This window comes from Xanthomonas hortorum, assembly GCF_024339125.1.
Taxonomy (GTDB): domain Bacteria; phylum Pseudomonadota; class Gammaproteobacteria; order Xanthomonadales; family Xanthomonadaceae; genus Xanthomonas; species Xanthomonas hortorum.
In genome coordinates this window covers 1,620,862-1,642,902 of the sequence record NZ_CP101417.1, presented here as the reverse complement: position 1 = coordinate 1,642,902, position 22,041 = coordinate 1,620,862, and the positions used below count along the sequence as shown (strand labels likewise).

Genomic DNA, 22,041 nt, shown 5'->3' with positions numbered 1-22,041 from the left:
CGACGATGGAGCATGCCGCATGAGCAGATGTTTGACTGGTCGCCGCGTCGCGGATTGCCGCGCGTTCTCATGGCAGTGGTTGCTGGCCATGTTGCTGCTGTGCGGTTTGGCGCTGGCCAGTACCAGTGCGCAAGCCGACGATGGCTATGATTTATGGTTGCGCTACCAACCGCTGGCCAATGCAGCGCAGCTGCGTGATAGCGCGAGCGAATTGATCGTCGCTGGCGACTCGTCGAGCCTGCACGCAGCGCGAGACGAGTTGCAGCGCGGACTGTCGGGCCTGCTTGGCAGCGCGCCGCATCCGGCCGATGCCGTGACCCGCGATGGTGCGATTGTGTTGGGTGCCGCCACAGCGCCGCAGATCGCTGCATTGAAGCTGGACACCGCGCACCTGGACCGCGAGGGGTATCTGATTCGCAGCGTCAGCGTGGGCGGGCATCGCATCACCGCCATCGTCGGCGGCAGCGACATCGGCGCGTTGTACGGCGCGTTCCACTTCCTGCGATTGCTGCAGACCGACCAATCGCTCGCCGCGCTGGATGTGCGCGAGTGGCCGCGTCTGCAGCTGCGCATGCTCAATCATTGGGACAACCTGGATGGCGTGGTCGAGCGTGGCTATGCCGGTGCCTCGTTATGGAACTGGCAGACCCTGCCCGGCTATCTGGACCCGCGTTACACCGACTACGCGCGCGCCAATGCCTCGCTGGGCATCAATGGCACTGTGCTCAATAACGTCAATGCCAAGGCATGGAGCCTGACGCCGCAGTACCTGGACAAGGCCGCGGCGCTGGCCAAGGTGTTTCGGCCGTACGGCATTCGTGTGTTTCTCAGCGCGCGCTTCAGTGCGCCGATCGAGATCGGCGGCCTGAAGACCGCCGACCCGCTGGATCCGCAGGTGCAGCAATGGTGGCGCGACAAAGCAAACGAGATCTACGCACGCATTCCGGATTTTGGCGGATTTTTGGTCAAGGCCAATTCCGAAGGCCAGCCCGGCCCGCAGGATTACGGGCGCAGCCATGCCGATGGCGCGAATCTTTTGGCCGACGCGCTGGCGCCGCATGGCGGTGTGGTGATGTGGCGCGCGTTCGTCTATTCGCATGAGCAGCCGGACGATCGCGCCAAGCAGGCGTATAGCGAGTTCGTGCCGCTGGATGGAAAATTTCGCGACAACGTGATCGTGCAGGTCAAGAACGGCGCGATCGACTTCCAGCCGCGCGAGCCGTTCCATCCGCTGTTCGGCGCAATGCGCAAGACGCCGTTGATGCCGGAGTTTCAGATCACCAAGGAGTATCTGGGCTTTTCGACGCATCTGGCCTACCTGGGCACGCTGTTTGCCGAAACCCTGCAGGCCGATACCTATGCGCGCGGCAAGGGCTCGACCGTGGCCAAGACCGTGGATGGCAGTTTGTTCAAGGATGCCGGTCGCACGCGGTTGACCGGTATTGCCGGCGTGGCCAACATCGGCGCGGACCGCAACTGGAGCGGCTCGATCTTCGATCAGGCCAACTGGTATGCGTACGGGCGGCTGGCCTGGAACCCGGACCTGTCGCCGCAGACGATCGCGCAGGAATGGGTGCGCATGACGTTCTCCAACGATGCTGCCGTGGTCACGCCCGTGGTCGACATGATGCTGCGCTCGCGCGAAGCGGTGGTGGACTACATGACCCCGCTCGGCCTGCATCATCTGATGGGACGTGGCCATCACTACGGCCCGGCACCGTGGGATGCGGGCAGCGAGCGCCCGGATTGGGACCCGGTGTATTACCACCGCGCCGACCGCAACGGGATTGGCTTCGACCGCAGTGCCAGCGGCAGCAATGCGGTGGCGCAATACACGAAGCCGGTGGCGCGCATGTTCGGCGATGTACAGCGCGTGCCCGAGCGCGATCTGCTGTGGTTCCACCATGTGCCCTGGGACCACCGCATGGCCTCCGGGCGGCCGTTGTGGGACGAGTTGGTCTGGCATTACGACCACGGCGTGGACGAGGTGCGTGCCATGCGAGCCACCTGGCAGGGGCTGGCCGGCAAGATCGATGCGCCGCGGTATCAGCAGGTGGCGAACTTCCTGGCGATCCAGCAGGACGAGGCGCAGTGGTGGCGTGATGCCAGTATCGCCTACTTCCAGAGCGTGTCCGGTCGGCCGTTGCCTGCCGGCACGGCGCCACCGGCGCATCCGTTGACGTATTACCAGGCATTGAAATTTCCGTATGCGCCGGGGAATCCGAAATGAGCCTGCGTGGTTTTGCCGTGGTCATCGCCACGCTATCGGCATCGCTGCTACCACGCATCGCGCATGCAGCCGATGCACCGCTGCTGCATGCGCTGTTTCAGGAGCATGTGGTACTGCAGCGCGATGCGCCGATCCGGGTGTGGGGTGATGCGGCCCCAGGCGCGCGCGTGAGCGTGCAACTGGACGCGCAGCAAGTGCAGGCGCGTGCAGACCGGCAAGGCCATTGGCAAGCGCGCCTGCCTGCGCACGCCGCTGGCGGCCCGTATACCTTGAGCGCGCGCATGAATAAGGGCGTGGCACAGCGGGTCAACGACGTGCTGATCGGCGATGTGTGGCTGTGCTCGGGCCAATCTAATATGGAATTGCAGGTGCATCGCACATTGGATTCGCGCAGCGAGATCGCCGATGCCGACAACCCGCGCATTCGCTTGTTCAAGGTGCCGGCGCAATCCAGCCCGACGCCGCAGCGCAGCTTCGGTAGCAATGCGGCGTGGCAGCTCACCACGCCGGAGACAGTGAAGGACTTCTCTGCGGCCTGCTACTACTTCGCGCGTGAGTTGCAGAAGACCGTCGATGTGCCGATGGGCTTGATCAACGCCTCGTGGGGCGGCTCGCAACTACAGGCCTGGATCGGCGAAAAAGCACTGCGTGCTGCAGGGGACGATGGCGCGGCACTGGATGTGCTGGCCCGTTACGCACGCGACCCGGTGGATGCCGCGCCGCAGTGGGCTGCGCTGTGGGAGACGTGGTGGCATGCGCACGGTGAAGGCGAGCCCTGGCAACCGGATGCGCCGGGCACGTGGCAAACAGCACCGGCCGCGCTGGGTGCATGGGACGACTGGGGCGTGCCGCAGTTGGTCGGTTTCAACGGCATGGTCTGGTATCGCACCAGCATCGAGGTGACCGAGGCGCAGGCCGCACAGGACGCCACCTTGTTGCTCGGGCCGGTGGACGAGCTGGACCAGACCTGGGTCAACGGGCGCGGCGTGGGCAGCAGTTACGGCGCCGATCAGCCGCGTCTCTACAGCTTGCCGCGCGGGCGCCTGCATGCCGGGCGCAACAGCGTCGTGCTCAATGTGCTCAATACCTATCGGCGCGGTGGGCTGCTGGGCGATGCGCAATCGCGTGCGCTGCAGTTTGCCGATGGCAGCACGCTAGCGCTGGCCGCGCCCTGGCAGTACCGCATCGTGCCGCCGCAACTGGGCTCGCCACCGCGCGCACCGTGGTCGTCGGCGGCCGGGCTGACCACCTTGTACAACGGCATGATCGCTCCGCTCGGCCAGCTCGGCCTGCGTGGCGTGCTGTGGTACCAGGGCGAATCCAATGCTGGCGATGCAGCACATTACCCGGCCTTGCTCACGGCATGGCAACGCGATTGGCGGCAACGCTTTGGTGCGCAATTGCCGCTGCTGATCGTGCAACTGGCCAACTATGGCGCGCCGCCCACGCAGCCGGTCGAAAGCGGTTGGGCGCAACTGCGCGAGGCACAGCGCCGCTTCGTTGCCAACGATGCGCATGCAGGCCTGGCGGTGGCCATCGATATCGGCGACCGCTACGACATCCATCCGGCCAACAAGCAGGAACTGGGCCGGCGCCTGGCGCGTGCGGCGCGACATGTGGTGTATGGCGATGCGATTGCGCCCTCCGGACCGGTACCACGCAGCGTGCGGCGTGACGGCGACGCACTGCGCATCGACTTCGACGACGTCGACACCGCATTGCTGAGCTACAGCGCCGGTGCACCGATCGGCTTCGAAGTGTGTGGTGCTGCACCCGGCAGTTGCCGCTATGCCGCCGCCACCTTGCGCGAGCGCGCCATCGGCGTGCGCATCCCTGCCGGCCTGGATGCCACACGCGTGCGCTACTGCTGGGCCGACAGCCCGGTCTGCACGCTGTATGACCGCAGAGGCCTGCCCGCCGGCCCGTTCGAACTCCCCGTCACTGCCGCTTCTTCCCCATGAGCGAGACCCCGATGTCACAGACTCCCGACTCCCCTGCTCCGCTGCAAGGCTCGGCCCGCGATCGCGAGATCGTCGAGGCGCGCGTCATCGTCACGTGCCCGGGCCGCAACTTCGTCACCTTGAAGATCCGCACGCGCTCAGGCATCACCGGCTTGGGAGATGCCACGCTCAATGGCCGCGAACTGGCGGTGGCGGCGTATCTGCAGGAACACCTGGTGCCGAACCTGATCGGCCGCGATGCGGGCCGTATCGAAGACATCTGGCAGTTCTTCTACCGCGGCGCGTATTGGCGGCGCGGCCCGGTGACGATGAGCGCGATCGCCGCAGTGGATGTGGCGCTGTGGGACATCCTGGGCAAGATGGCTGGCATGCCGTTGTATCAGTTGCTCGGCGGGCGCTCGCGCGAAGGCGCGCTGGTGTACGGCCATGCCAATGGCCGCGATATCGCCGAAACCAGCGAGGAAGTCGGCCGTTTTCGCGAGCTCGGCTTTATCGCGATTCGCGCGCAGTGCGGCGTGCCCGGCGTCAAGAAGACCTACGGCATCTCCAGCGGCGGCAAACCCTACGAACCTGCCGAAAGCGAACTGCCGACCGAAACGGTGTGGTCCACCCCGCGCTATCTCGGCGTGGTACCCAAGCTGTTCGAGCAGCTGCGCAGCGACCACGGCGATGAAATCGAATTGCTGCACGACGCGCATCACCGGCTCACCCCGATCGAGGCCGCCCGCCTGGGCCGCGATCTGGAGCCGTACCGGCTGTTCTGGCTGGAAGACGCCACGCCTGCCGAGAACCAGCGTGCGTTCGAGGTGATCCGCCAGCACACAGTCACACCGCTGGCGGTGGGCGAGGTGTTCAATTCGCTCTGGGATTGCAAGCATCTGATCGAGCAGCAGTTGATCGACTACATCCGCACCACCATTGTCCACGCCGGTGGCATCACCCATGTGCGGCGGCTGGCGGATTTCGCCGCGCTGCATCAGGTGCGTACCGGCTTCCACGGCGCCACCGATCTGTCGCCGGTGTGCATGGGCGCGGCGTTGCACTTCGACACGTGGGTGCCCAACTTTGGCATCCAGGAGTACATGTTCCATTCCGACGAAGCCAATGCGGTCTTTCCGCACGATTACGTGTTCCGCGATGGTCGATTGCATTGCGGCGAAACACCCGGGCATGGCGTGGAGATCGACGAAGCCCTGGCGGCGAAGTATCCCTACGTGCCCAAGCAGTTGCCGGTTGCGCGCCTGGAAGACGGCGCGATGTGGAATTGGTGATGCGCCTGCTGCCGGCCGTGCTTGCGACACTGCTGATTGCCGTGGCCACGCCTGCGACTGTGCAGGCGCAAGCGCAAGCCGATGTCGCCTTCGATTGGTTCGAGTATCGTGGCGAGGATGCGGTGTTCGCCACGCCATTGCCGGCCGGCCATTACCGCAACCCGGTGCTGGCCGGGTTCTACCCGGACCCCAGCGTGACGCGCGTGGGCGAGCGCTACTACCTGGTCAATTCCACCTTTGCGTATTTCCCGGCGATCCCGGTGTTCGAGAGCACCGATCTTGTGCACTGGACGCAGATCGGCAACGTGGTCGAGCGCCGTGAGCAGTTGAATTACGATGGCCTGGGCGTCTCGCGGGGCATGTTCGCCGCCAGCATTCGTCATCATGCCGGGCGTTTCTATGTGGTGGGCACCTCGGTCGACAGCGGTGGCAACTTCATCGCCAGCGCCCGCGATCCCGCCGGCCCATGGTCGGCACTGACGTGGTTGCCGGGCATCAACGGCATCGACCCGTCGTTGTTCTTCGATACCGACGGCAGCGCCTACCTGCTCAACAACGGCCCGCCGGAAGGCACGCCGTTGTACGAAGGCCATCGCGCGATCTGGATGCAGCGCTTCGACCTCGCCAACAATCAACCGGTCGGCCCGCGCAAGGTGTTGCTCAACGGTGGGGTGGATCTGGCCAGCAAGCCGATCTGGATCGAAGGCCCGCATCTGTATCAACACGACGGTTGGTATTACCTCTCGTGTGCCGAAGGCGGCACCGGGCCGCAGCATTCGCAGGTGGTGCTGCGCAGCCGCACTGTGTGGGGGCCGTTTGAGCCCTCGCCGCACAATCCGATCCTGACCCAACGCGACCTGCCGGCCGAACGCACGCACCCGATCAGCAACGCCGGCCATGTGGATCTGGTGGACACGCCGGACGGGCAATGGTGGGCGGTGTTTCTGGCCAGCCGCCCGTATGCGGGCGAGCGCTACCACACCGGGCGCGAAACCTTTTTGCTGCCGGTGCAATGGCACGATGGCTGGCCGTCGATCCTGCCGGCAGGCGAGCCGATTCCGTATCACGCACAGAGCCCGCGCGGCGGGAAGACACCGGCCGATCAAGCGCCGTTGTCGGGCAACTTCACTTGGCGCGATGACTTTGCCAGCACCTCGCTACAGCGCGAGTGGCTCTATTTGCGTGTGCCCAAACAGGATGTGGCCGATCTACGCGCACGTACCGGTTGGTTGACGCTGCATGCCAGCGCACACGGCCTGGACAGCACCGCCACACCGGCCTTCCTCGCGCGGCGCCAGCAACACACGCGCTTCACTGCAAGCACTGCATTGACTGCGCCCACCCAGGCTGGCGTCAGTGCCGGGCTTGCCGCTTTTCAAAATTCCAATGCGTGGTATGCGTTGGGCGTGCGACGCAATGGCGACGCGCTGGAAGTATTTCTCGACAAGCGCGATGGCGACAAAACCACCACGCTCGCACGCACACGTGTACCAGCAACCACACAGTTGCGCCTGCAGATCAGCGGCGACGGCGGCGCCTACAGCTTCGCCTTCGACGCCGATGGTCGCGGCTGGCAATCGCTACGCCGCAACGACGATGCGGGCATGCTCAGCACCGCACAGGTCGGCGGCTTCGTCGGCAGCATGATCGGGCCTTTTGCCCAGCTGGAACCGGACCGCACCAAGGAGGACTGACCATGCATTCGCACTTCGCACCATCGGTTGCTCGCACACCCCGTGCACGCGCACGCGCCGTGCTGCTGACGATTGCACTTGCCGCAACCACTGCGCAGGCTGCAACACCGCCGCCGTATCTGGACACGCAACGCCCCTTCGACGCGCGTGCTGCCGATCTGGTGTCGCGCATGACGCTGGAAGAAAAGGCCGCGCAGATGCAGAACGCCGCCCCGGCGATCCCGCGCCTGCAGGTGCCCGAATACGATTGGTGGAACGAAGCGCTGCACGGCGTGGCGCGTGCCGGCGGCGCCACTGTATTTCCGCAGGCGATTGGCCTGGCGGCCACCTTCGACACGCCGTTGATGGCCGAGGTGGCCACTGCCATCAGCGACGAAGCGCGCGCCAAGCACCACGCGTTCCTGGCACGCGGCGAACACAAGCGCTATCAGGGGCTCACCTTCTGGTCGCCCAATATCAACATCTTTCGCGATCCGCGCTGGGGCCGTGGGCAGGAAACCTATGGCGAAGATCCGTTCCTCACCGCGCGCATGGGCGTGACCTTCGTGCAGGGCCTGCAGGCGCAGCAAGGCCCGTATCGCAAGCTCGATGCCACCGCCAAACACTTCGCCGTGCACAGCGGCCCGGAGGCCGACCGTCATCACTTCGATGTGCATCCCAGCGAGCGCGATCTGCACGAAACCTATCTGCCTGCATTTCAAGCATTGGTGCAGGAAGGCAAGGTCGCCGCGGTGATGGGCGCCTACAACCGCGTCAACGGCGAATCCGCCTCGGCCAGCACGCGGCTGGAAGGCATCCTGCGCCGCGAGTGGGGCTTTGATGGCTATATCGTCAGCGACTGCGCGGCGATCCGCGACATCTGGCAGAACCACAAGATCGTCCCCACGCCCGAAGCCGCCGCCGCACTCGGCGTCAAGCACGGCACCGATCTGGATTGTGGCGACACCTACGCCGCATTGCCGGCCGCAGTGCGTGCCGGTTTGATCGACGAGGCCACCATCGACATCGCGCTCAAGCGCCTGATGACCACGCGCATGCGGCTGGGCATGTTCGACCCGCCGGCCAAGGTGCCGTGGGCGCAGATTCCCGCATCAGCCAATCAATCGCCGCAGCACGATGCACTGGCACGCCGCACCGCGCGCGAATCGCTGGTGCTGCTGAAAAACGACGGCGTGTTGCCGCTCAAACCCACACTCAAGCGCATCGCCGTGATCGGCCCCACCGCCGACGACCCGATGTCGTTGCTGGGCAACTACTACGGCACGCCGGCCGCGCCGGTCACCATCCTGCAAGGCATCCGCGACGCCGCACCGCAGGCGCAGGTGATCTACGCGCGCGGTAGCGATCTGGTGGAAGGGCGCGAAGACCCCAACGCCGCCGCACCGATCGACACGCGCTATCTGCGCCCGGCCGCTGGCGCCACCCAGAACGGGTTAACCGGCGAATACTTCAAAGGCCGCGCATTGGCCGGCACGCCGGTACTGACCCGCATCGACCCGCGCATCGCCTTCCGTTGGGATCGCAACGCACCCACCGACGATGCGGTGGGCCGTGGCGAACTGCATGCCGACCGCGCGCTCGACAAGGACGACTTCAGCGTGCGCTGGCATGGCCAGCTGCTGCCACCGGTCTCGGGCAACTACGAGTTGCAGATCGCCGCCGACGATGGCGTGCGCCTGTCTCTGGACGGCAAGCTGCTCATCGATCAATGGAGCGAGGCTCCGCGCATGCGCGGCGGCAATGCCAGCGTCGCATTGGAAGGCGGCAAGGCCTACGACTTGCGGGTGGAATATTTCGAAGCCACCCGCGATGCCGGCGTGCGGCTGGCCTGGCGCATGCCCGGCGCCAAACCACCGCTGCAAGAAGCCGTGGATGCCGCCCGCGATGCGGAGGTGGTGGTATTCGTCGGCGGCCTCACCGGCGATGTCGAAGGCGAGGAGATGGACGTCAACTATCCCGGCTTTGCCGGTGGCGACCGCACCGACACCCGCCTGCCCAAACCGCAGCGCGAGTTGTTGCAGGCACTGCAGGCCACCGGCACGCCAGTGGTTGCGGTCCTCACCACCGGCTCGGCACTGGCGATCGACTGGGCGCAACAACACGTGCCCGCCATCCTGCTGGCCTGGTACCCCGGCCAACGCGGCGGCAGCGCAGTGGGCGATGTGCTGTTCGGCCAGGCCAGTCCCGGCGGCCGCTTGCCGATCACCTTCTACAAGGAAGCCGAGCGCCTGCCCGCCTTCGACGATTACGCCATGCGCGGCCGTACCTATCGCTATTTCCAAGGTAAACCGCTGTACCCGTTCGGCCACGGCCTGTCGTACACGCAATTTGCGTACTCGGATCTACGCCTCGATCGCACCACCGTGGCAGCCGATGGCATGCTTACCGCCACGGTCACGCTGAAGAACACCGGCCAACGCGCGGGCGATGAAGTGGTGCAGCTCTATCTGCATCCGCTGAAGCCACAACGCGAACGCGCCCTCAAGGAACTGCACGGCTTCCAACGCATCACCCTGCAACCCGGCGAACAACGGCAGCTGCGCTTTACCATCAAAGCGCAAGACGCCCTGCGCATCTACGACGAGCAACGCAAAGCCTACGCGGTGGACCCAGGCGCCTACGAAGTGCAAATCGGCGCCTCCAGCGCAGGCATCCGCAGCAAACAACGCTTCACCGTCACCGCAAACTGATCCCACCGCAAGCAGCGGAATCAAAGCCCCTCTCCCGTCGGGAGAGGGGTTGGGATGAGGGTACGGCCACCACGCGAACGTGCAGCACCCACTATTCCAAACAAATCATGCCAATCCCACAACTCTCCCTAGCCACCCTTCCGCACCTACCCAAAACAATCCTAAAACCCAACTACGACCCAGCAACAACCACCATCGGCATCGTCCACCTAGGCGCAGGCGCCTTCCACCGCGCCCACCAGGCCGTCTACATCGACGACCTACTCGCCGACGACCCCACCTGGGCCATCAGCGCCGTCTCGCTACACAGCCCACACGTGCGCGACGCCCTACGCCCACAAGACGGCCTCTACACCCTCGCCCTGCTCGACGAACACCCGCAACTGCGCATCATCGCCGCCATTCGCGAAGTGCTGTGCGCCGCCGACGAACAAGCCGCCGTGCTCGCACGCCTCGCCGACCCAGCCGTGCGCCTGGTCACTCTCACCATCACCGAGAAGGGCTATTGCCTCGCAGGCGACACCCTCGACCTCACCCACCCCGATATCGCGCACGACATCGCACATCCCGCGACGCCGCGTAGCGCCATCGGCTATCTCGTCGCCGGCCTGCGGCAGCGCAGGCAGCAAGGCATCGCACCGTTCACCGTCCTCAGCTGCGACAACCTGCAAGACAACGGCAACCTGCTACGCCGCGCGGTGCTGCTGCTCGCACAGCAGAACGATCCCGCGCTTGCAGATTGGATCGACCGGCACGTCAGCTTCCCGCGCTCGATGGTCGACAGCATCACCCCCGCCACCGACGACGCGCTGCGTACGCAGGTACACGCGCAAACCGGTCTGCACGACGCCTGGCCGATTCAACGCGAGCGTTACACGCAGTGGGTGATCGAAGACCGCTTCTGCAACGGACGCCCCGCCTTCGAGCGCGCAGGCGTCACCCTCAGCGACGACATCGCCGGCTACGCACGCGCCAAACTGCGCCTGCTCAACGGCCCGCACTCCGCAATCGCCTATCTCGGCAGCCTGCTGGAGTTGGAGACCGTCACAGACGCCATGCATCATCCACAACTGGCAGCGTTTGTCGAAACCCTGATGCGCGAGGACATCGCCCCCACCCTGCAACCGATGCAAGGCTTCGACCCGCAGCACTACTGCGGCGCCATCCTGGCCCGCTTCCGCAACCCCGCCATCCGCCACCTGCTCGCCCAGATCGCCTGGGACGGCTCGCAGAAGATCCCAGTACGCTTGCTCACCACTATCGGCGACGCATTGGATGCCGGACGACGGATCGACCGGCTATGTCTGCCGGTCGCAGCGTGGTTGCACTTCGTGCGCAGGCAGGCACGTAAAGGCGTGACCTTGATCGATCCATTGGGCGAGGCGCTGAGTAAGATCGGGCGCGACGCAACCGGCGATGCCATCCACGACGTGGCAGCGTTTCTCACTCTCGATGCCGTATTTGCTCCGCTCTCTGGCGATGCGCGCTTTGTTGAAGCACTGCAAGCTGCCTACGGTGCTCTGGGCAGAGCAACACCAGCAGAGATAAACCGGATGATCGATTCGAGGTGATGCGCAGCAAATGCATCTTTGGCGCCATCGCATGTCAACAGAGTCCGATGCGTAATTTGTGCGATTGTTGGACGCCTACCCGCCGACCACCTGCCCAATCCTAATCAGATTGCCGTTCTCATCCACAATCGCAAACTCACGCATTCCCCAAGGCTTGTCACCGACAGGATCCAGCCGTGGGATGCCACGCGCGGGCAGCTCTGCAACACACATCTCCGCGTGGAGCTCGTCGACATTGCCAACCCGGAGATAGCAACCCGCATAGCAGGCAGCCGGTTCAAGATCCGGGTGTGCAAAAAAAGCAGTTCGACATCGCCACGCGTCAGGATCGCGTACCCCGCATCATGTGGATGCGCATCGCCAACGAACCCAAGACGCCGATAAAAGGCGACTGTGTGCGCAATCGACCGGCTAGGCAGCAGTGGAATAGTGCGGTTTGGCGTTTCGGCACTGGAAGTCATTACCACCTCGAATTGGGTTGTAGGATAGTCTCGACGCAGGTTCGATATGCAAGCTATCGGCGAGTTTTATCAATGAGCGGCAATTGGCCCTAGGGAACCTCTGAACAACGCACCACAGATACGCGACACTACCCGCCTGATGTTGAGGAGTGATCCATGCAACTGACGTTCGGTGACGCTGAGGGCCTGGGCAAGCGCAAGCAGACCCGGCGCGAGATCTTTCTGGCCGAGATGGAGCAGGTGGTTCCGTGGCAGCAACTGCTCGGTCTGATCGCGCCGCACTATCCGGTATCGGGCCGGCCAGGTCGGCAGCCGTACGCACTGGCGACGATGTTGCGGATTCATCTGCTGCAGCAGTGGTATGCGCTGAGCGATCCGGCGATGGAAGAAGCACTGCACGAGATCCCGACCTTGCGGCGGTTTGCCCAGCTCGGTGGCTTGGACAACGTTCCGGACGAGACCACGATTCTCAACTTTCGGCGCCTGCTGGAGACCCATGGCCTTGCCGCGCGGATGCTGGAAGCGGTCAACGCGCATCTGGCGCGCAAGGGCCAGAGCCTGCGGTCGGGCACGATCGTCGATGCGACGCTGATCGCGGCGCCCAGTTCGACCAAGAATGCCGACAACGCGCGCGACCCTGAGATGCATCAGACCAAGAAGGGCAATCAGTGGTATTTCGGGATGAAGGCGCACATCGGCGTGGATGAATTTTCCGGGTTGGTGCACCACGTCCATTGCACAGCCGCCAACGTCGCCGATGTCACGGTGATGCACACGTTGCTGCATGGCAAAGAAGACAGCGTGTTCGGCGATAGCGGCTACACCGGTGCGGACAAACGCGAAGAACTGCAGGCCTGCAAGGCTGCATTCTTCATCGCCGCCAGGCCCTCGACGATGCAAGCCCTCGGCAACAAACGCGAGCGTGCTCGGGAAAGACGTTGGGAACACTTCAAGGCCAGCGTGCGCGCGAAGGTGGAGCATCCATTCCGGGTGATCAAGCGCCAGTTCGGCTACACCAAGGTCCGCTATCGCGGCCTGGCCAAGAACACCGCGCAGGTGCTGACCTTGTTTGCGCTATCGAACCTGTGGATGAAGCGAAAGCAGTTACTGCCGACGATGGGGAACGTGCGCCTGTAACCCGGGCAACACCCTGCAAACGCGCCGGAAACGGCAAAAAAATCGAGGATCTGAGCGCCGTCAGCCTGGTCGATGTGGTTAGGCTCATCCTCCGATGCCGTTGATCAGACCATCCTTAGCTCTTGGCGTGGATTCCAGCGACGACCACTGCAAGTTGATTCAGAAGAAGTTTCCGATTTCCGCGAGCCCGGTTCACAAACATCGGGCTCGGATGCAGCATCGAATGAATCCCAGCGGATGGCGCAAGATTAGTGACTGCTGCCCGCGCCAGCATTGCCTTCTTACCAACTAACACTATCGTGTGGACTGCTGGCAGGAGCGTAAGCAGGTTTGCTAATGCAGGTGCAGCTTGACCTAGATCTCGCGTCGTCGCTGGACGGATCTTTGTTCCAGACCCGATGTACCACGGCACGATGTTCCAGACAACGGTACGCTTCCGCTCAAGTCCAGCATCCCTATTCAATTGAAAAAAATTCTTTGCCGTTTCATCTGGATTATTTCGAGACACAAAGCCAGTAGCGATGGCTTTGGGTCCTGGAGCTTCGAGAAGGAACAAACACTCAGCGTCCGTGCCGCCATCGAGCGGATCGAAGTACGGAATACCGTACTCGCTACCCATCTCAAGTCTCAACGACTCGACGTACCTTGTTAGCGCCAGCACATGTAGTTGCTGCAGCATGCCGAAGCGCGCTTGCCTAACCGCAGGAGAAGCAAGTGACTTGGGTGCGTCCATGATATTTGGTTTCGATCAACGCCTGAGTTTGGCTGACTAGCGAGGTGGATTTGACGTACCTCAATATACCAACTGTCTTTCGAACCGTAGGCCTTTCGGGGTCGGGTCGATATCTGTTGACTCACTTCATCGGCAGGTAGCAAGATGAGGGTGCTGCGGCACATTCCGCAGCCGGATTTGACAGTCCGAAACCACAAGGCGCACCAGCGCCCATTGCACGATGTCGGCGCTTTTTCTTTGCCCGATGTCTGCGTTGGGGAGCGTGCCCGCTCTATGGCGGGCGGTGTGCGGAGACCGAAAGGTCTGCCGGTACCTTGTGGCCGGTCTGTCAACCGCATGCCGTCCGCCACCTCGATTGACAGCGATGCGGCGGACTTCCTATCGCACAAGGAGTTCGATATGACACGTCCCAAAGCAACAGCCCGTGCAAGCTCTGCATCGCCCGCCAAACGCACCTCCGTTGTACGCAAGACGGCAAAGCAGAGTCCGGTCTTTACCAGTACTACTGATGAGACATTGATCGATCCATCGCTTGCGCCTACGCCGCCGTTACGCAAACCGTACTTCCGCATCCCGGACCAGGTCACCATGAGCCGCCAGCACTACAACGTGCGGCGTGCCGAAGATGTGGTTGGCTGCGCGGTGCCCAAGCTGCGGCTGTCCGGGCGTTGGTTGGAGCAATGCGGTTTTGCTGTCGGCGATGCGCTGCGGGTTACAGTGGGGCGTGGCGTGTTGTTGATCAGCCGCGTGGCGCCCGCTATTCCTGCGGCAAGACCACGCCGAAGGTGACACGCTTTGAGCGCGCGCTCATCCGGCGCTTTGCGCCCCTTCTCCCGTGCAAGGGAGAGGGGGAACTGCCTGGTCCGGCGCGAATGGCAGAAAGGTACCTGCGTTATGTTTGAGCGGCTTGAAACCTACGCAGCTAAGAAGACAGCTACGCCACGTCGCTCAACATGACATGCTTGGCTCACCTTTGCTCCCATCCATGTTCCGTCAGGTCTGAAACCCGCATGGCCATGCGCAAGAAACACGAGTTGCCGGAAAAACCCTGCATGCACTGCGGGCGGCCGTTTCGTTGGCGCAAGAAGTGGGAGCGCGTGTGGGACGAGGTGAAGTATTGTTCCGACCGTTGCCGTGGCGAGAGCAAGCGGACGCGTCCGGCTCTGTGACCAGCGCGGCGTGTTGATCGCCGATCAACAGCCCGCGCGGCACAGCTACCAGGCCGGTTCGCAGATGTGTATTCGCCTAGTGTTGGAACTCGATATGCAGAGGCGAAGCTCAGTGCCAGGCTGACTTCATGCGGTCGCTTGAGCTAACCGTGTTTGCACTGGTTGGCGAAACACGGTGCAAGACGCGTGGCGGCTGGTGAGCTACCGTGTTCTCGCACCTATGGAGTTCTCTGCATGAAAATGGCTATCTTCAGCACGCGCCCTTACGACAAGCGATTTCTCGAAGAAGCGAAACTGCGCTTGAGAGAGGACTCCACAGCCGAGTCCGTTTACTTCGAAGCATCGCTCGATCTGCAGACCGTAACGCTGGCGCAGGGCTGCGAAGCAGTCTGCGTGTTCGTCAACGACCAGCTCGATGCGTCCGTGCTGCAGGCGCTGCACGCGATGGGCGTGCGCGCAGTACTGCTGCGCTGCGCCGGCTTCAACAACATCGACCTGGTCACCGCCAAGGCGCTGGATTTGTTCGTCGCACGCGTGCCGGCCTACTCGCCCGAAGCGGTGGCCGAGCACACCCTGGCACTGATCATGACGCTCAACCGCCAGACGCATCGTGCCTACAACCGCGTGCGCGAGGGCAACTTCATGCTCAATGGCCTGCTCGGACGCACCTTACACGGCAAGACCGTGGGCCTGATCGGGCTGGGCAAGATCGGGCTGGCGACTGCGCGTATTTTTCAGGGGATGGGCTGCGATGTGCTGGGCTACGATCCCTATCCCACACCTGGCTTCGAGACGCTCGGGCAGCGGGTCGAACTGGAGACGCTGCTCGCACGCGCGGATATCGTCTCGCTGCACTGCCCGCTGACGCCGGCAACGCAACACCTGATCGATGACGCAGCGCTGACCGCGATGAAGCCCGGCGCGATGCTGATCAACACCTCGCGTGGCGGGCTGGTGGATACCGATGCGGTGATCCGCGCATTGAAGTCACGTCAGCTCGGTCATCTGGCCATCGATGTCTACGAGCAGGAAAGCGCCTTGTTCTTTCAGGACCGCTCCGGCGAGATCATCGACGACGATGTGTTTCAACGTTTGATGACCTTCCCCAATGTGCTGGTGACCGGGCATCAGGGATTTTTCACTGCCGAAGCATTGCAGGAGATCTCCGACATCACCCTGCGCAACCTCGCTGATTTCGCTGCAGGCAGTACGTGCGCGAATATTGTTCCGGCACCTTAGCGTCACCTTTTCCGTTCACCACCCGCGCAGGCCCGACCATGTGGCAACAACTCTACGACCCGCTCGGTAACGCCAACCTCTCGGCCTTGCTGGCTGCCTTGCCGGTGGTGTTCTTTTTGCTGGCGCTGACGGTACTGCGGCTCAAGGGGCTGACCGCTGCGTCCCTGGCGGTGCTGGTCTCGGTGGCGGTGTCGTCGCTGGTGTTCGGCATGCCCATGGCCAGCATCGTGGGCGCCGCGCTGCTTGGGATTGCGAACGGCATCTTCCCGATCGGTTTCATCGTGCTGATGGCGGTGTGGCTGTACAAGCTGGCGATCCGCAGTGGCAAGTTCGAGGTGATCCGCGGCAGCATCGCCACGGTGTCCGAAGACCAACGCATCCAGGTGTTGCTCATCGCGTTCTGCTTCGGCGGATTTCTGGAAGGCGCTGCAGGCTTCGGCGTGCCGATTGCCATCTGCGCGGCACTGCTGGTGGAGCTGGGCTTCCGTCCGCTCAAGGCAGCGATGTTGTGCCTGCTGGCCAACGGCGCAGCGGGCGCCTACGGTGCGATCGGCATCCCGGTACTGGTCGGCGCGCAGCAGGGCGGCGTGCGCCTGGACGAGATGTCGCTGATGCTGATGGCATTGGTGCAGGTCTGTGCAGTGTTCGTGCCTGCGGGGCTGGTGGCGATGCTCGATGGGTGGCGTGGCGTGCGCGAGACCTGGCCGGTGCTGCTGTTTGTCGGCGTAGTGTTCAGTGGCGTGCAGACGTTGACCTTGTACCTGCTGGGGCCGGAACTGGTGGACATTCTCGGCCCGCTGGCCGGCATGGGCGGGCTGGCACTCTTCATGCGGTTCTGGCGCCCCAAGCGCATCTACCGCGAAGCGCAGGCTCCGCCCTGCTCCACGCAACGCTGGACGCTCAAGCAGGTGCTGCTGGCATGGTCGCCGTTCTACATCCTCACCGGCGCAATCCTGGTGTGGAGTTTGCCGGCCTTCAAGGCGCTGTTTGCCGCAGATGGCGCGCTTGCGGCCACGGTGTTGCATCTGCCCATCGGCCTGCTCGATCAACGCGTGCAGGAAGTTCCGCCACTGGTCGCCAGCGTGCGCACGCTGCCTGCGGTGTGGAACGTTGGTTGGCTCAACGCTTCCGGTACCGCAATCCTGATCGCGGCGGTGCTCACTGTGCTGCTCTCGCCGCGCTTGAACCTGCGTTCGGCCTCAGGTGAGCTCGCCCAGTCTGCGAGAGAGATGTGGAAGCCGCTGGCCACCGTGTCGCTGGTGATGGCGGTGGCTTATGTCACCAATTATTCGGGCGCGTCTTCTTCCATTGGGCTCGCTTTGGCGCAGGCGGGAGGCGTGTTTCCGTTGTTGTCGCCGGTCATCGGCTGGATGGGCGTGTTCATCACCGGCTCGGTGGTCAACAGCAATACCTTGTTTGCGCACCTGCAGGCGGTAACGGCAGCGCAGATCGGCGTGCCTGCCGCGTTGCTAGTGGCCGCCAACACCGCAGGCGGCGTGATGGCGAAACTGGTCTCGCCGCAATCGATCGCCATTGCCGCGGCTGCGGTCAAGTTGGTGGGGCAGGAGTCGGCGATCATGCGCACCACCTTGGCCGCAAGTCTTGGGCTGCTTGCGTATGTGTGCCTTTGTACGTGGCTGTTGTCGATGGTGTTGCAGTGAAAGCAGTCGCTGCGTGCTGGCTGCATTGATTTTTCGAATGCACCGGCACGCTCCTTTTCAGCGCGACGCGTGGGTTGCTTCAAGCGCACGCCGTGCTCTGCCGTCGCCGAGCGATCAAGCACGCGTATTTGTTGAGTCCGCCATGGCATGCGCCCAGCATTTTTTTGCTTGAGAAGTCCTGCACGGCCTCGCAGGCTGCCTCATCGCGATACCGATACACTCACTGCACTTCGCACTCAGAGAGCGACCTTCCATGACACCGTCAGCGAACGCATTCCGTGTGGCTGTTCTGTTGCTTGCATGCGCATGCGTACCTGCGTTTGCCCAGACTACGGTGCATGCGCCTGGAGTGCCGGCGGCGCAAGCTGCTGCGCAGTGGAAGAATGTTTCTGGCGAAGGCAAGCCGCATGCGCGTCACGAGAACAGCCTGGTCGCCATCGGTGACCGTCTTTACCTGATCGGTGGGCGCGATGATCGGCCCTTGGACATCTTCGATACCAAGACGCGCCGCTGGTCCAAAGGCAGCCCGCCGCCGCTGGCAGTGAGCCACGCACAGGCGGTGGTGTCTTCGGGAAAACTCTACTTCGTCGGCGGCCTGACCGGCGACTATCCGGAAGAAGCCGCGCTGACCCACCTGTTGATCTACGACCCTGCCACCGATCGCTGGCAGGTGGGCGCGGAGATCCCGAAGGATCGCCGCCGCGGCGCTGCCGGAACGGTAGAACACGATGGCGTGCTGTACCTGGTTGGCGGCAATACGCGCGGCCACATGAGCGGCTATGTGCCATGGCTGGATGCGTTCGATACGAAAACGCAGCAATGGACGCAACTGGCCGATGCACCACGTGCGCGCGACCATTTCCACGCGGTGGTGATCGATGGCAAGTTGTATGCGGCCGGTGGACGACGCTCGGCGCATGAAAGTGGCAACACCCTGGCGCAGACAATCGGCGAGGTCGATATCTACAACATCGAACGCGGCACCTGGACTGTCGCCCCGGCTGCGTTACCGACCCCACGCGCAGGTACCGCCGCCATCGCACGCGATGGCCAGCTGCTGGTGATGGGCGGCGAGAGTACGCGCCAGGTCAAAGCACACGACGAAGTCGAGGCCTACGACCCGGCCACCGCCACCTGGAAGACGCTGGCTGCGTTGCCGCAAGGGCGTCATGGCACACAGGCCGCAACCATCGACGGCGATCTCTATCTGGTTGCGGGGAGCGCCAATCGTGGTGGCGGGCCGGAATTGGATGATCTACTGGTACTGGATAGTAAACACAGCGCGGATTAGTAGTTGCTTATAGTGACTTCGCCACTACGAATCTGTCGAAGCATATGGACCAATGACACCTGTACCTCCTTACGCGCTGCTTCTCCTTGGCGTGACGGCATTGATCATCGGCTGGATCTGCTGGCGTTACTTCTGGGGCCGGCACGCGCGCCCCAGGAGTCGTGTGAAGGCCGCGTTCGGCGGCCTCATGGCCGGGCTACTTGCAAGTTTTCCGGCAGTTTTTCTGTTGGAGGCGCTTTCGACGGGTGAAGTCAAATGCCTCGGCAGGCGATGTGGTGGTGTGACTTACGATATCGCTGCCGACCCGGTGGATTATTGGCTCCGTGTCGTCTTCCTTCTGGTTATCTGCCTTTTCTTTCTTTCCGGAACGTTCGTCGCTCTCAAGAAACCTGATCGCAATGGCGGTTCGAGTGTTTAAGGTCGAGAGGTGTTACGCGCCTTGCATGCCTTAAGTTCAAATCACGTATCGCAGAATGTAAGCGCGAGGCTGCAGCACGAGTTCAATCCAACATCGATGGAAACGACTGGCATTGCGGGCCGCTCCAACACTTGAGCGACGCGCGCAATGCCCGCCAAAAACCACTTTTTAGCGGGCAAACTGCAAGCCAAGCGCCTTCACCCGCACGCGCGTCAGCATCGCGTGCGAGGTCATGTAGAGCGTGTGGCCGTCGTTGCCGAAGGCGCAGTTGGAGATCGGCTCGCCGGTTTCGATGCGGCCCAGCCGGCGGCCGTCGGGGGAGAAGACGATGACGCCGCCGGGGCCAGTGGCGAACAGGTGGCCGTCGGCGGAAACCGCCATGCCGTCGGGCAGGCCGGGGGCGTCCTTTGCAACCAGATCGGAGGCATCGGCGAACACGCGCTTGCCGGTCACCGCACCGGTTGCGTCGAGCGCATAGGCCATCCAGATCGGGCGCTGCGGATCGGAGTTGGCCACATACAAGGTGCGCTCGTCGGGCGAGAGCGCGATGCCATTGGGAAGGCTGAGGCTGTCATCGAGCAGATGCACGCTGCCGTCGGTGTCCAGGCGATAGACGCCGTTGAAGCGCAGCTCCTTGACCGGCGAGTCGTTCATGCCTTTGAGACCGTACGGCGGGTCGGTGAAGAACACCACGCCGTCGCTGCGGCGGACCAGATCGTTGGGACTGTTGAAGCGGTGGCCTTCGAACTGCGTCGCCAGCGGTGTCTTCTTGCGCGTGGCCGGGTCGAGCCTGGCGACGATGCGCGTGCCGGAGTCCGCCAACAACACAGTGCCGCCCGGTTCGGCATACAGGCCGTTGGCGCCTGCCTCGCGCAGCGTGGCCTGCTCCGGGCCGCTGTAACCGGAAGGCGACAGAAAGACCGATAGCCCTGCATCTTCGGACCAACGATAGAGCTTGTTTTCCGGCACATCGGTGAACAACAGATAGCCGCCGTTGCGCACCCATGCGAGACCCTCGGACCAGGTGAAGCCTTCGGTAAGCTTTTCGATGCGCGCGTCGCTTGCGATCACATCACTAAAACTGCGATCGAAGGTTTTCAACTGCCCGATGACAGGAAAGCGCGGCGGCGGTGCGTCTTTCCTGGTGCAGGCAGCAAGGACCACCAGCAACGGAACGGCCAACAACAGATAGGGCGGCAAGCGCATCGGGAAGTCCGGTATCGAAGTCGGGCCATGATGCCATCATGGCTGTGCAGGTTTTCCAGAGCGCTAGCAACTCGCCTATCGCGCGCTTGAGTCCGCAGGCACCGCCAACACCGCATCCAATGCGGGTTTGGGCCGATGCTTGCGATCGAACAGCAACGGGTAGTTGGTACGGCCTGGCACGGGGTAATCGTTCTTCCATGACATCCCGTCGGTAACGCCCCAGACACTGACGCGGGCGAGCTTGTCGCGCTTGCGCCAGAACAGCGCGAACAGTTCGGCATAGCGATCGCGTAGTTGCGCCTGCACTTCGGATGGCAAGCCATCGCGATACGGGTCGAGAAAGCGCTTGAATTCCGGCAGCTGGAACTGCTTGTGCGCAAGCCCGGTGCCGATAACCTGGCCTTCCTTGGTGAGCGGCAGCACGTCGACATCCAGCTCGGTGATCATGACTTTGATGCCGAGCGCGGCGTAAGCGTCGATGGCGTCTTCGATATCGCGCAGGCTGGGATAGTCGAGCCCCCAGTGTCCTTGCATGCCGACGCCATCGATGCGGATACCGGATTGCCGCAGCATCTTGACCATGCGCACGATGCCGTCGCGCTTGGCAGGACGCCAGGCATTGAAGTCGTTGTAATACAGCTGCGCATCGGGTGCATAACGCTGCGCGAAAGTGAGGGCATTGCGCACTACGGTGTCGCCATCGCCGACGCGCTGCACCCAGTTGGTAGCGCGGTAACTGCCGTCCTCGTCGATGATCTCGTTGACCACATCCCAGGCCTGCACTTTGCCCGCGTAGCGCCCTGCCACGCGTTCGATATGCGCGCGCATGCGTTCCAGCTGCGCGTCTGCGGTGTTGGGGTTGCCCTGCGCATCGACGAAGAACCAGTCCGGGGTCTGGTTGTGCCACACCAGGGTGTGGCCGATCACGAACATGTCACGGCTGCGTCCGTAGGCAACGAAAGCATCAGCAGCACTGAAGTCGAACACGCCCGGACGTGGAGCAACCACCTCGGCCTTCATCACGTTCTCGGCGGTGATGGCCTTGAAGTGACACGCCACGAGCGCGGCAGAAGCGGCGTCCTTGCCGGAGACGATGTCTGCATTGACGGCAGTGCCGATCAGGAAGCCGTCGGCGTAGGCGTGCTTGAGCGAATTGCTGCGGGTGTCGCATGCAGCAAGTGCGGGCAGCGCCATGACGGCGCCGATGAGGGCCAAACCGAAACGCAAGCGCGTTGCTGGACCCTTGGGGTTGTACTGCATCGCTGGGTTCCTGTTGAGGTACTGCATGCACTGCGTCATCGATAGCCCC

General features: G+C 63.3%; 16 protein-coding genes and 1 pseudogene. 13 read left to right on the top strand and 4 right to left on the bottom strand.

The genetic code is table 11. The features are described from left to right. Nucleotides 1–88 precede the first annotated feature (88 nt). The 6 genes from NMB96_RS06920 (at nucleotide 89) to NMB96_RS06895 (ending at nucleotide 11,417) form a co-directional block, all read left to right on the top strand. A complete protein-coding gene (locus NMB96_RS06920) occupies nucleotides 89–2,230 on the top strand; it encodes an alpha-glucuronidase family glycosyl hydrolase (RefSeq protein WP_425520920.1) in 2,142 nt (713 codons plus the stop codon). Next, entirely contained in the window at nucleotides 2,227–4,191 is a 1,965-nt protein-coding gene (locus NMB96_RS06915) for a sialate O-acetylesterase (RefSeq protein WP_255086558.1), read from the top strand. The genes NMB96_RS06920 and NMB96_RS06915 overlap by 4 nt, the downstream gene beginning before the upstream one ends. Before the next feature lie 11 nt (nucleotides 4,192–4,202). Then, nucleotides 4,203–5,462 (top strand): D-mannonate dehydratase ManD, encoded by a 1,260-nt coding sequence (gene manD, locus NMB96_RS06910; protein ID WP_023905719.1) that lies wholly within the window; start codon nucleotides 4,203–4,205, stop codon nucleotides 5,460–5,462. After that, nucleotides 5,462–7,156: a glycoside hydrolase family 43 protein gene (locus NMB96_RS06905; RefSeq protein ID WP_043889934.1), complete on the top strand. Its 1,695-nt coding sequence runs from the start codon at nucleotides 5,462–5,464 to the stop codon at nucleotides 7,154–7,156. The genes manD and NMB96_RS06905 overlap by 1 nt, the downstream gene beginning before the upstream one ends. A gap of 2 nt (nucleotides 7,157–7,158) precedes the next feature. Further along, nucleotides 7,159–9,846 carry a glycoside hydrolase family 3 protein gene (locus tag NMB96_RS06900; protein WP_255086557.1) on the top strand — a complete coding sequence of 896 codons (2,688 nt, stop codon included), beginning with the start codon at nucleotides 7,159–7,161 and terminating at the stop codon, nucleotides 9,844–9,846. 107 nt (nucleotides 9,847–9,953) lie between these two features. Further along, a complete protein-coding gene (locus NMB96_RS06895; RefSeq protein WP_023905723.1) occupies nucleotides 9,954–11,417 on the top strand; it encodes a mannitol dehydrogenase family protein in 1,464 nt (487 codons plus the stop codon). A 75-nt stretch (nucleotides 11,418–11,492) separates the two neighbouring features. Here the strand turns inward: NMB96_RS06895 and NMB96_RS06890 are convergent. Next, nucleotides 11,493–11,878, bottom strand: a pseudogene (locus NMB96_RS06890) (bleomycin resistance protein). Between the two features lie 156 nt (nucleotides 11,879–12,034). On the opposite strand from NMB96_RS06890, the gene NMB96_RS06885 reads away from it, so the two are divergent. Continuing rightward, nucleotides 12,035–13,015, top strand: a complete 981-nt coding sequence (locus NMB96_RS06885; RefSeq protein ID WP_183086593.1) for an IS5 family transposase — start codon at nucleotides 12,035–12,037, stop codon at nucleotides 13,013–13,015. A 115-nt stretch (nucleotides 13,016–13,130) separates the two neighbouring features. Here NMB96_RS06885 and NMB96_RS06880 read toward each other — a convergent pair whose 3' ends face one another. Beyond that, entirely contained in the window at nucleotides 13,131–13,748 is a 618-nt protein-coding gene (locus NMB96_RS06880; protein ID WP_084217949.1) for a uracil-DNA glycosylase, read from the bottom strand. Nucleotides 13,749–14,084: 336 nt separating this feature from the next. On the opposite strand from NMB96_RS06880, the gene NMB96_RS06875 reads away from it, so the two are divergent. The 6 genes from NMB96_RS06875 to NMB96_RS06850 all read left to right on the top strand — a co-directional run bounded on the left by NMB96_RS06875 (nucleotide 14,085) and on the right by NMB96_RS06850 (nucleotide 19,526). Next, nucleotides 14,085–14,537 (top strand): SymE family type I addiction module toxin, encoded by a 453-nt coding sequence (locus NMB96_RS06875; protein WP_255086556.1) that lies wholly within the window; start codon nucleotides 14,085–14,087, stop codon nucleotides 14,535–14,537. Nucleotides 14,538–14,758: 221 nt separating this feature from the next. Beyond that, nucleotides 14,759–14,917: a DUF2256 domain-containing protein gene (locus tag NMB96_RS06870; RefSeq protein WP_255086555.1), complete on the top strand. Its 159-nt coding sequence runs from the start codon at nucleotides 14,759–14,761 to the stop codon at nucleotides 14,915–14,917. Nucleotides 14,918–15,151: 234 nt separating this feature from the next. Beyond that, nucleotides 15,152–16,156 (top strand): 2-hydroxyacid dehydrogenase, encoded by a 1,005-nt coding sequence (locus tag NMB96_RS06865; protein WP_255086554.1) that lies wholly within the window; start codon nucleotides 15,152–15,154, stop codon nucleotides 16,154–16,156. 38 nt (nucleotides 16,157–16,194) lie between these two features. Beyond that, nucleotides 16,195–17,817 (top strand): L-lactate permease, encoded by a 1,623-nt coding sequence (locus NMB96_RS06860; RefSeq protein WP_255086553.1) that lies wholly within the window; start codon nucleotides 16,195–16,197, stop codon nucleotides 17,815–17,817. A gap of 253 nt (nucleotides 17,818–18,070) precedes the next feature. Continuing rightward, nucleotides 18,071–19,108: a Kelch repeat-containing protein gene (locus tag NMB96_RS06855; protein WP_255086552.1), complete on the top strand. Its 1,038-nt coding sequence runs from the start codon at nucleotides 18,071–18,073 to the stop codon at nucleotides 19,106–19,108. Nucleotides 19,109–19,160: 52 nt separating this feature from the next. Further along, nucleotides 19,161–19,526, top strand: coding sequence for a hypothetical protein (locus NMB96_RS06850; protein WP_255086551.1), 366 nt, complete (start codon nucleotides 19,161–19,163; stop codon nucleotides 19,524–19,526). 168 nt (nucleotides 19,527–19,694) lie between these two features. Here the strand turns inward: NMB96_RS06850 and NMB96_RS06845 are convergent, their stop codons facing one another. Next, nucleotides 19,695–20,732: an SMP-30/gluconolactonase/LRE family protein gene (locus tag NMB96_RS06845; protein ID WP_255086550.1), complete on the bottom strand. Its 1,038-nt coding sequence runs from the start codon at nucleotides 20,730–20,732 to the stop codon at nucleotides 19,695–19,697. 75 nt (nucleotides 20,733–20,807) lie between these two features. After that, complete coding sequence (locus NMB96_RS06840; protein ID WP_255086549.1) at nucleotides 20,808–21,992, bottom strand: endo-1,4-beta-xylanase; 1,185 nt, start codon at nucleotides 21,990–21,992, stop codon at nucleotides 20,808–20,810. Nucleotides 21,993–22,041: the final 49 nt, after the last annotated feature.